This is a genomic window from Chryseobacterium sp. Leaf394 (assembly GCF_001424105.1).
Classification (GTDB): Bacteria; Bacteroidota; Bacteroidia; order Flavobacteriales; family Weeksellaceae; genus Chryseobacterium.
The window spans coordinates 260,933-272,328 of sequence record NZ_LMQH01000010.1 but is presented as its reverse complement, the minus strand read 5'-3'; the positions used below and the strand labels follow the sequence as shown (position 1 = coordinate 272,328).

9 protein-coding genes are annotated in these 11,396 nt (G+C 36.3%); 4 read left to right on the top strand and 5 right to left on the bottom strand.

The genetic code is table 11. The features are described from left to right. The first annotated feature begins 18 nt into the window (after positions 1 to 18). The 3 genes from ASG21_RS04030 (at position 19) to ASG21_RS04020 (ending at position 2,575) form a co-directional block, all read left to right on the top strand. On the top strand, positions 19 to 579 hold the full coding sequence (locus tag ASG21_RS04030) for an outer membrane beta-barrel protein (RefSeq protein WP_056076242.1): 561 nt from the start codon (positions 19 to 21) through the stop codon (positions 577 to 579). Between the two features lie 369 nt (positions 580 to 948). Then, a complete protein-coding gene (locus tag ASG21_RS04025) occupies positions 949 to 2,367 on the top strand; it encodes a S8 family serine peptidase (protein ID WP_056076240.1) in 1,419 nt (472 codons plus the stop codon). Positions 2,368 to 2,371: 4 nt separating this feature from the next. Beyond that, positions 2,372 to 2,575, top strand: a complete 204-nt coding sequence (locus ASG21_RS04020) for a hypothetical protein (protein ID WP_056076236.1) — start codon at positions 2,372 to 2,374, stop codon at positions 2,573 to 2,575. 163 nt (positions 2,576 to 2,738) lie between these two features. Here ASG21_RS04020 and ASG21_RS04015 read toward each other — a convergent pair whose 3' ends face one another. Then, positions 2,739 to 3,140, bottom strand: coding sequence for a hypothetical protein (locus ASG21_RS04015; RefSeq protein ID WP_056076234.1), 402 nt, complete (start codon positions 3,138 to 3,140; stop codon positions 2,739 to 2,741). 241 nt (positions 3,141 to 3,381) lie between these two features. Further along, positions 3,382 to 5,976: an ATP-dependent chaperone ClpB gene (gene clpB, locus ASG21_RS04010; RefSeq protein WP_056076229.1), complete on the bottom strand. Its 2,595-nt coding sequence runs from the start codon at positions 5,974 to 5,976 to the stop codon at positions 3,382 to 3,384. A 407-nt stretch (positions 5,977 to 6,383) separates the two neighbouring features. On the opposite strand from clpB, the gene ASG21_RS04005 reads away from it, so the two are divergent. Continuing rightward, a complete protein-coding gene (locus ASG21_RS04005) occupies positions 6,384 to 6,959 on the top strand; it encodes a TetR/AcrR family transcriptional regulator (protein ID WP_056076227.1) in 576 nt (191 codons plus the stop codon). A 1-nt stretch (position 6,960) separates the two neighbouring features. Here ASG21_RS04005 and ASG21_RS04000 read toward each other — a convergent pair whose 3' ends face one another. The 3 genes from ASG21_RS04000 to ASG21_RS03990 all read right to left on the bottom strand — a co-directional run bounded on the left by ASG21_RS04000 (position 6,961) and on the right by ASG21_RS03990 (position 11,285). Further along, positions 6,961 to 9,258, bottom strand: a complete 2,298-nt coding sequence (locus ASG21_RS04000; protein ID WP_082482346.1) for a GH92 family glycosyl hydrolase — start codon at positions 9,256 to 9,258, stop codon at positions 6,961 to 6,963. Positions 9,259 to 9,345: 87 nt separating this feature from the next. Beyond that, positions 9,346 to 10,026, bottom strand: coding sequence for a response regulator transcription factor (locus ASG21_RS03995; RefSeq protein ID WP_056076223.1), 681 nt, complete (start codon positions 10,024 to 10,026; stop codon positions 9,346 to 9,348). 8 nt (positions 10,027 to 10,034) lie between these two features. After that, the gene (locus ASG21_RS03990; RefSeq protein ID WP_056076220.1) at positions 10,035 to 11,285 is read right to left on the bottom strand and encodes a HAMP domain-containing sensor histidine kinase; all 1,251 of its coding nucleotides are present in this window, start codon (positions 11,283 to 11,285) and stop codon (positions 10,035 to 10,037) included. Positions 11,286 to 11,396: the final 111 nt, after the last annotated feature.

Here is an 11,396-nt window from a genome sequence, read left to right as displayed (position 1 = left end):
AAAGTATTTTTAAAATTTATGAATAAGAAAACACACTTTTTAATCTTTATTTTTTCATTTATATCAATCTTTACTTTTTCTCAAAATTATCCTATCCAATTTGGTATAAAAGCTGGCTGGAATTATTCAGACGTTGATGCTATTGATGAATTAGGAGAGCCATCCGGCTATTTAAGCGGAATTATTGACGAAGCGTATGCTGGTTTTGTAGTTGAAAAACAGATTTCGGTAAAATCTTACATACAAATTACGCCAACAGTTTCATATACAGAATCGGTGACTTTTGTAGAACTACCGATTTATTATAAATATAATTTCTACAAAAAATTCTCATTACTCGCAGGGCCGAAACTGAATTATATTCCTGACGAGCAGTTCAATAATTTCTATTATTTCCGAAACAGATTTGGAATAAGCGCCGACATTGGTTTGGACTACAAACTATCAAAACACTTTACTATTGAAGGAACTTTTTCAAAGGGTTTCACAAAACAGTTTGATCAATTGCTTCTAACCTATTACGAAGCAAAACGGGATGTCTACAGAATTGGAATAACGTATTATTTTAATGGAAAATAATTTTTATAAAAGATTTCTGCTTGGAAATACTAAATCCCTGCTGAAATTTTAAAAATTATTTACGTTTACCACAAATTTTAGATGGAGAAATTAAATATTTTCATAATGCACTTACAACTCCAAAAACTTCTGAGCAGTGAAAATGCTGTTTAAACTCCCGTATTCAGATGGATCGAGTAATGCTTCACCGTGTTTTCCCTAAAAAAAACCGTTTTTTTACCTGAAAAAAAGTTCAGTGTTTTTACTCTGAAACTTTAGTGATTTTACTGACGTAATAGATTTTTTATTCTCTGAACTTTGTCATCAACAAAAAGGAGGAAACTGAAAATCCAGAAAAGAGTAAGTAAAAATTTAAAAAAACTATTTATCATGTCAAAGAACAACAAAAATCAGGAAAAAGAAGAATTTACAGGAAGATACCTTGTGGTACTACCTGAAAGCATGAACAATCAGAATGCTGTCTCACAAATGAATGAAATTGGGGGTCTTAATATTAAAAGCTCACTTGAATTTGAGAGTGAATTTTTTACTTCTGATGACCTTAATCAAACAGACGGAATCGTTTTAGACAAATTAGGCATTATTATTTTGAATGAAAAACCAAAACTCGACGGTGCCATCAGTGCGATGACGGAAAATAATATGATCGTAGAACGCGAAAGAATGGTATATGCCATCAATTCTATGGTTGACGAATCTACACAAAAATATGTTTCCGGCTACCGAGATGCTGTAAACCAACTGTCTGAAATGCTTCTGGGAAATGAGGAGGAAGAATACAGTGGAGAGGAAGAAAATCAGCTAGATGCAGAATCTGTTGGTTCCACATGGGGATTGAAGGCGACCAATGTAACTCCTACAACGATTTTAAAATACAATCCTTACAACGGAGCAGGAATAAAAGTTGCCGTTTTAGATACCGGTTTAGACTTTAATCATCCGGATTTTGCAGGAAGATCTGTTATTCATCAAAGTTTCATTTCGGGGGAAGCCACTCAGGATTTGCAGGGACACGGTACGCACTGTTCGGGTACAGCATGCGGCCCTCAAAGTTCGCCTTCTGCTTCTGAAAGATACGGGATTGCTTATGCCGCACAATTATACATAGGTAAAGTACTGAGCAATTCAGGATCCGGGCCTGATGCAGGGATTTTGGCCGGAATCAACTGGGCAATTGCCAACAGATGTGATATTGTAAGCATGTCTTTACGTGGACTGTATTCAGGAACAGGATTTTCTGCAGTATACGAAACCGCCGCAGCCAGAGCCTTGGCTCAAGGCACACTGATTATTGCTGCCGCAGGAAATGACTCTTCAAGACCAGGTTTGATAAAACAGGTAATGCATCCTGCAAACTGCCCATCAATAATGGCTGTAGGTGCAGTGGACATCAATATGAACATTGCGAATTTCTCTAACGGAGGATTGTATCCTACTTATGGTGCAGTAGATATCGTAGGTCCAGGTGTGGGAGTGTATTCTTCTACAAAACTTCCAGCAAGATATGCAACCTGGAACGGAACCAGTATGGCAACCCCTCACGTAGCAGGTATTGCTGCGCTTTGGGCTCAAGCCAGTGGCTTGAGAGGCATTAATCTTTGGAGAAAACTTACTTCAACAGCAAAAGCGCTATCGTTACCTGCCAGAGATGCAGGGGCTGGCCTTGTGCAGGCACCGACGAAAACAAGACTTATTATGAATCCGCCAATTAAATTTCCGATCAAAGAAATCCCACCTTTTGTAAATCCAAGATTTCCAATTGATCCTATCGGACCCATAGCAAAATAATATCATGGAAAAAAAATGGCTTATATCAGTAGAAGAGGGAACTCTGGACAAGGTGTCTGAAAACCTCAGAAAAAAAGAAGCGACCATTCTTCAGGTTTTAGATGCCATAGGAATTATCATCATCGATCCTGAAAAACTCAAAATGAAAGACATCAAAGATATTGACGGAGTTTTGAGTGTGGAAGAAGAGAGAGACAACAGCATTTAATCTCAATGCCTATTTAATGATTTGAATCAGCAGGAAATTTATTTTTCTGCTGATTTTTATAGAATCTGAATTCTTCTACGAATTAAAGTTTTAGTGACATATCAAGAAGAAAACATTGTGACTGACTACAATATTAAATAAATTTAGAATTTATACTAATCAATCAGATTACAGTTAAATTTTTTAAAAGTTTTTTCACAGCATTATTTTGTGTGAAAGTTGGGTAGTTTAGTCTGAATCTTTCAGTCAATACAGTATAATAAATCTTATTATCTTTAAATAGAAAAATCTTCGTGTATTTATTCCAATCTCCAGCATCTTCATAAAATATTGAAATGTTCAGATCGTTTCGAAATTCAAACCATCCTATTTCGTGAGAAATTTTCTTTAATTGGTTTTTGTTTTCCTGCTCTGTATTTTTTGTTTCAACAATTTTCAACCTCTTCTCAGTCACTTTTTTGAAAGCAATCAAAATAGTTAATAATGATGCAAAAATAAATACGCAGATAAAAAGTCTTTCATTTTCATTAAACGTTTGTTGACTGATCACTATAAAATAAGTCATATAACATAAAGCTAAAGCAATTAAGATATGAATGAAGGTATCAAATTTATCAAAGAATGACTCTTTCTAAATCAACCATTTTTTTTCAATGCTTCTCTCGAAATTGATTTGTGAAACAGATTTCATCGGTTTGTAAATTATTCTCAAATATACATAATCTTCTACTCAATAAGTACAAACGAATCCGACTCACCATTGTTATGAGACGGATTCATTAAAAAACTAAATATGAAAAAAAAAATTATTTTTCTGCAGGTCTGAAAACCAAACCTGTCTCTTCAAAATAATCCAGCGTAATTCTGTCGCCGTCATTTACGGTTCCTGCGAGGATTTCTTTTGATAATTTATTTAAAACTTCCTGCTGAATCACTCTTTTCAAAGGTCTTGCTCCAAAAACCGGATCGTAGCCTTTGTTGGTTAAATAATTCAAAGCGTCCTGTGTTGCAGTCATCATAATATTTCTCTTTGCAAGCATGTCATTGAAACCTCTCAACTGATACTGAACGATTTTTCCGATTTCTTTTTTTCGTAAAGGCTGGAACAACACCGTTTCATCAATCCTGTTAAGAAATTCCGGACGAAGCGTCTGTTTCAACAAATCAAAAACCTGAATTTTTGTTTTATCAACAATTTCATCCTGATTTTCCTCGGTAATATTTTCAAAATTCTCCTGAATAATATGCGAACCAAGATTTGAAGTCATAATGATAATTGCGTTCTTGAAATTCACGACACGACCTTTGTTATCGGTCAATCTTCCGTCATCCAAAACCTGCAGTAATGTATTGAAAACATCCGGATGCGCTTTTTCAATTTCATCCAAAAGCACAACTGAGTAAGGTCTTCTTCTCACCGCTTCCGTCAATTGTCCACCTTCATCGTAACCCACATATCCCGGAGGCGCACCAACCAAACGAGAAACGGAATGTCTTTCCTGATATTCACTCATATCAATTCTCGTCATATTGTTTTCATCATCGAATAAAAACTCAGCTAAAGCCTTTGCCAGCTCCGTTTTACCAACTCCTGTTGTTCCTAAAAATAAGAAACTCCCAATCGGTTTTTTCTCGTCGCTTAAACCCGCTCTGTTTCTTCTGATGGCATCTGCAACCGCTTCTATCGCCTCTTCCTGACCCACAACTCTGTGATGAAGTTCCGTTTCAAGGTGCAGTAATTTTTCTCTTTCAGACTGAAGAAGTTTGGTCACAGGAATTCCTGTCCATTTTCCAATCACTTCTGAAATATTGTCTGCAGTTACTTCTTCCTTAATCAATTCATTCTGATGGTTTTGCATCTCCAGTTCGAGTTTTTGCAAAGCATCTTCTTTCTCCTTGATTTTTCCGTACTGAATTTCAGCAACTTTCGCATAATCTCCAGCTCTGGAAGCTCTTTCTGCTTCGAGTTTCAGGGACTCAATATCTTTTTTAATGGAGGTTAAATCCTCAGACTTTTGTTTTTCTTTCAGCCATTTTGCATTGATTTCGTTTCTTTCTTCTGAAATTCTCGAAATATCTTCTTTTAAATGGTCGATTTTCGTCTGATTGCCTTCTCTCGAAATAGCCGCCAATTCAATTTCCATCTGCATCAGTTTTCTGTCGAGAACGTCCAGCTCTTCAGGCTTCGAATTGATTTCCATTCTCAGTTTAGCCGAAGCTTCATCAATCAAATCAATCGCCTTATCCGGTAAAAAACGGTCTGAAATATATCGCTGAGACATTTCCACTGCCGCAATAATCGCTTCGTCTTTGATTCTTACTTTGTGGTGCGCTTCATATTTATCTTTAATTCCACGCAAAATCGAAATTGCCGATTCGGTATCCGGTTCTTCCACCATCACTTTCTGGAAACGTCTTTCCAATGCTTTATCTTTTTCAAAATATTTTTGATATTCATTCAAAGTCGTTGCACCGATTGCTCTCAATTCTCCTCTTGCCAAAGCTGGTTTCAGGATATTTGCAGCATCCATTGCTCCTTCTCCACCGCCGGCTCCCACCAAAGTGTGGATTTCGTCAATGAAAAGAATAATTTGTCCGTCTGATTTAATAACTTCATTTACAACAGATTTCAACCTTTCTTCAAACTCACCTTTGTATTTTGCACCGGCAATCAAAGCGCCCATATCTAAAGAGTACAAAGTTTTATCCTGCAAATTTTCAGGAATATCACCGCTGATAATTCTGTGTGCAATTCCTTCTGCAATCGCCGTTTTACCGACACCTGGCTCACCGATTAGAATTGGATTGTTTTTAGTTCTTCTCGATAAAATCTGCAAAACCCTTCTGATTTCTTCATCACGTCCGATAACCGGGTCGAGTTTTCCTTCTGCTGCTAATTCATTAAAGTTTTTAGCATATTTATTTAAGGATTGATACGTCTCTTCCGAACTTGCAGAAGTGGCTTTCGAACCTTTTCTTAATTCTTTGATTCCGCCTTCCAGAAGGCTTTTGGTCACGCCCATATCTTTCAGTGTTTTCGAAACTTCAGAATTGGTTTCCAAAAGTGAAAGCCAAAGATGTTCAATGGTCACAAATTCATCGCCCATTTTTTTGGCAATATTCGGTGCATCCAACAAAACTTTGTTGGCTGAATTCGAAAGGTAGATGTTTCCTCCTTGTACTTTAGGAAGTCTTTCTAAATTTTCTCTGTTTCGCTCTCTTAACAAAGTGGCATCTGCTTCAGACTTCTTCAGTAAAAAAGGCGATATGTTTTCATCTACCTGAAAGATTCCTTCCAGTAAATGTTGTGGTTCGATCTGCTGATTGCCGAATTCCATTGCCACTTGCTGAGCGGCCTGGATGGCTTCCTGTGATTTTACGGTATATTGATTTATATTCATACTATTTATAATTGATGGTTAATAATTGATTTTAAAATTGTATCAAATTTTGTTCAACTTTAAAACTGAATTAAATGAATTCGTCTTTAAAAAACATTAAGAAGTTAAATTTTTGAGGTTTAAATTCTTAATGTTCGGTCAATCATTTAATTCTGAAACCATTAACGCAAAAAGTATTCAATTGTTGATTTTTTAAAAAATAAGGTCAAAATTTCCGAATTTAACATTTTTATCAATTGTAGAGAAGACAAAATTTCCGTTTTTGAGTAAATTTGATAGATTTAATTATGAAAATTAGTCTGTCAACGATTTTTAAATTTTATTTGAAAACGTAAAAGCTCACCGTTTGAAAATCATTAACAAAAAGAATAGATTTAATTTCAGAATATTTACTTTTGTAACCAATCATGGAATTGAGAGAAAAACAACAGAAAATACTGGAAGTAGCCATTGAACTTTTCAAGGAAAAAGGGTATCCGGCGAGTTCTGTACGGGATTTAGCAACAAAACTGAACATTAAGGCGGCGTCTCTGTACGCCCACATCCGTTCGAAAGAAGAAATTCTGGAGTGGATCTGTTTCGGGGTGGCTCAGGAATTCTTTGATGAACTGCAAGTTATAAAAACCACCAATCTTCCACCAAAAGAAAAACTCAATCTGTTTATCGACAAACATCTTTCAATTGTTCTAAAAAACCGCGACGTAACGCACATTTACTCCAATGAATGGAAACATCTGGAAGAACGGTTAAGCGAATTTGTCGCTCTCAGAAAAAATTATCAGCAGGAAGTTGAACAGTTGATTTCTGAAATCTATACCGCCGAAAACTGGGAACTGAAATCACCGACTTTCACTACTAGATTTATTCTGCACACTTTGAACAATTCTTATTTCTGGTTTAAAAGAAATATAGAATCCACCGACGAAATCAACGCGGAAATCAAGGAAAAACTGCTGTACGGCTTGCTTGGCAGAAACAGATAAATTATTTCTTAGCTTTTCCACTCATATAAAATGTCAGTTTCCCGCCATTCATAATATCTGAATGTTTTAAAGTAAAGTTTTTAATTTCCTTTCCGTCAAGAAGAATTTTCTGCACAAAAACATTTTTCGGACTTTGATTGATAGCTTTTATTTCAAAAGTTTTCCCGTTTTCTAAATTTAGAATTGCATTTTCGACAGCCGGACTTCCAATTGCATAATCTTCAGAACCCGGAGCAACAGGATAAAAGCCAAGTGAGCTCAAAATATACCAGGCACTCATCTGCCCTGCATCATCATTTCCGCCCAATCCATCGGGAGTTGCCTTGTACTGCATTTCCAGAATCTTTCTGATCTGCGCCTGAGTTTTCCATGGCTGAGCAGCCCAATTGTAAAGGTAAGCAACGTGATGTGCAGGTTCATTGCCGTGAACATAGCCTCCAATAATTCCTTCTCTCGTAATATCTTCTGTATCGGCGAAAAACTCGTCCGGCAAATGCATCGTGAACAGCTGATCCAATTTTGAAGCGAATTTTTTCTTTCCGCCCATCATATTGATCAATTCATCCGGATTTTGGGGAACGAAAAAACTGTAGTTCCACGAATTTCCTTCTATAAAGCCTTGCCCGTGTGTGCTTAAAGCATTAAAATCTTTTTTGAAACTTCCGTCTGCCAGTCGGGGACGCATAAATCCTATAGATTTGTCGTAATTATTTTTCCAGTTTTCAGAACGTTTGATAAACTGGTTATAAATTTCCGTTTCGCCCAAATGCTTTGCCAGTTGAGCAATTGCCCAGTCGTCATAGGCATACTCCAAAGTGTTTGATATTGAAGTTCCGCTTTTTTCTGCAGGAATGTAACCTTTGTCGATATAAAAACCAATTCCTTCGTAATCCCGCTTATTGGCAGTTTCCACGCAGGCCATCAACGCGGCTTTTGCATCGCCATCATAATTCCCTTTGATAACCGCGTCTGCAACCACGCTTACGCTGTGATAACCACTCATGCACCAGTTGTCGTTGGCATAATGCGACCAGATAGGCAACATTTTCATTGAAAACTGATTATAATGTGCCATCATCGATTTCACCATATCATTATTCCGTTTGGGTTGAATGATGTTGAAGAACGGATGCAGCGCACGGTAAGTATCCCAAATTGAGAACGTTGTGTAATTGATAAAACCTTCTGCCTTGTGAATATTTTGGTCTAAACCTCTGTATTCTCCATTGAAATCGGTATACGTCGTCGGGCTGATGAAGGTGTGATACATTGCCGTGTAAAAATTCGTTTTATCCTTTTCAGACCCCTGAACAATAATTTTATTTAATTCTTTATTCCAGATTTCCTGAGTTTGAGATTTTACTTGATCAAAGTTTAAATTTCCGGTTTCTTTTTCTAAATTTTCTAAGGCATTGCTCTGACTTACAGGAGAAATTGCGAGTTTTAATTCGACCGCTTCATTTTCACTGGTATCAAAATCGAAATACATTTTCAGATTTTTCCCAGCGATTTCAGGAAAGTTTTTTGTCTGGTCAAATTTTCTCCAGAATCCATTATAAACCTGCTTTCCATCGTAATTTTTCTGACCGTAAGATTTAAAGGGCTTTGAAAATTTCATTGCAAAATAAACAGTCCGCGTTCTTGCCCAACCATTGGTTTGTCGGTAGCCTGTGATGGTATTGCCGTTTTCAACCCGCACATAAGTCCAGACATTTTTGCCGTCGTAATTGTAAATTCCGGCCATTAAATCTAAAATAATATGCGACTGATCAGATTTTGGAAAAGTGTACCGGTGAACGCCGACCCTCGTAGTCGCCGTCAGTTCAGCTAAAATATTGTGATCATCGAGTTTTACTTTGTAATATCCAGCCTCAGCCTTTTCATTTTGATGTGAAAATCTGCTTCTGTAACCATTTTCGGGATTGGCTGCAGTTCCGGGATTGAGCTGTAATTTTCCAACCGTAGGCATAACCAGAAAGTCTCCAAGATCAGAATGTCCTGTTCCGCTGAAATGGGTCGAACTGAATCCCACAATTGTTTTGTCTTCATATCTGTAGCCAGCGCAGTATTTGTAGACTTCTCCGTTATATTTTCCATTTAAAGCATAAGAAATCGTATCGGTTTCCGGACTCAGCTGTACCGCTCCGAATGGTGCAGTTGCTCCGGGATAAGTGTGCCCCATTTTCACAGTTCCAATGAGTGGATTCACGTAGTGAATTAACTTTTCAGTTTTTTGAGCATTCAGATTTAAACTGAAAACTGAAAAAAAGATAAAAAGAAGAATCGTCGGCTTTCTCATGAAGTTTTATTAGAATCGTAAATTTAAATAAAAATCAGCCGTAAAATATTATGGATTAAATTTAAGTAAAATCAAATTTTAATTAAATTACTTTTCAGAAAAACGAAAACCTATTCCGTGAATATTTTCTATTGTAAGATGCTCTTCATCAGCCAAAACCTTACGCAGTCTTGATATAAAAACATCAAGACTTCTTCCCATAAAATAATCATCATCGCCCCAGATTGCTTTCAGGATATCTTGTCTTTTCAGTACAGTATTTTTGTTTCGGATGAAGAAAAAAAGAAGTTCAGATTCGCGCTGTGTAAGTGTAAGTGTATTTGAACCGTCATTTAATGTATAATTTTTAGGATCAAAACTGTATTTTCCGACCGTGAAATTCTCTGGAAGAGTTTCTGTTTTTTTGGAACGTTTCAGGAAAACTTCAATTTTCAGAATTAATTCTTCAATACTGAAGGGCTTTACCAGATAATCATCGGCTCCAATCTTTAAACCTTTGATGCGGTCTTCCTTTAAAGATTTCGCTGATGTAAAAATGATAGGAACCTCGGAATTTTTTTCGCGTATCTTTTCGGCAAGGTCAAAACCATTCATCTCAGGCATCATGATATCCAGCAGACAAATATCAAACTGCTCATTATGAAAAGCTTCAAGAGCAGATTTCCCGTTTGAAAAACGTTTTATTTCATAAAAATTTTCAAGGCTGTCCTGAATAAGAAAAGCAATAGTCTCATCATCTTCAGCGTATAAAATTTTAGATTTCTCCATTGCTCAAATTAATTAAAAGGGATGAATATTGTAGTTGTGATTCCGCTGTGGTGATTATTTTCAACTGAAATCTTCCAGTGATGCTGCTGCACTACTTTTTTTACATAAAACAATCCCAAACCAAAACCATTAACCTCATCACTCTTTTTGGAATTTACCCTGTAAAATTTATCAAAAATGTGAGGCATATTTTTCTGTGGAATTCCCATCCCGTTATCCTGAAACTTTAAATATAAGCCTTTTGAATCTTTTAAGGAAAAAATTTTGATCTCCGGATTTCCATCGCAGTATTTCAGAGAGTTGTCCAGAAGATTGTACACCACATTACTGAAGTGAAATTCATCGGCTTCAACAGTCAGATCATGATCAATTTTCAGCTCAGTTTTTATATTCTCATTCTTCTGTTTTATAACCATCAGAATATCTTCAATAAAACTGTAAAGATTTATTTTCGAAAGCTTTAAGTCAAATCCGGATGCATCATGTTTGGCAATATTGAGAATTTTCTCAACGTGACTGTTCAGTTTTAAACCCTGACTGCTAATAATCGAAGTATAGGTCTGAAGTTTCGGATTTTCCGCTACAGACTGCTGCTTATTTAGTGCTTCTGTTGCCAGAAGTATTGAAGACAGAGGCGTTTTAAACTCGTGCGTCATATTGTTGATGAAATCCCGCTGCAGTTCTGAGAATTTCTTCTGCTGAATAATGGTGTAAATCGAATAAACATAGACCAAAAGTATTATGATCAGGGCAAAAGTCAGTAAATACCAAAACCTCAGCGAGCTGATGAGATAGGTTGTTTTATCCGGAAAACGGATTGAAAAATAATAGGTAAGATTGTCATGTTTTGGAAAACTGATTTTCTTATGTTCCGAAGATTTCGTTTCAGGGCTGATGTATTTTCCGTACAACATTTTGTCGCTGTGACAATTGTAGACGGCATAAACATAATTGGTATTAATTTGAAGGCGTGTAAACTCTGTTTTCAGATAATATTCCAGAACATCCGGATGAAATTCGTTGTTGATGTTTACCACGTAGTAATCATTGGCAATATTCTGGATTGGGCTTTTGGTAAAAGACGCTTCAGCTCCTGAAAGCTTTTCTACAACTTCCAGAAGAGCAATATTTACGGTTTGATTAAACTTTTTATCTTCAAGACTGTAGGCCTGCCTGGTCCATAAAAGTTGGGCAATCAGAATACCTACAATGGCAACCAGACCAAGGCTGATGATGATATTTAGTTTCTTTATTTCCATTTACAGAAGCAATATTATCCAAAAATATCTATTTAATATTTATCATTAACAACTCATTAACAAAACTTTGAAAGTGATTAACAATAATTACCAAAATGTGTAGTAAATTTG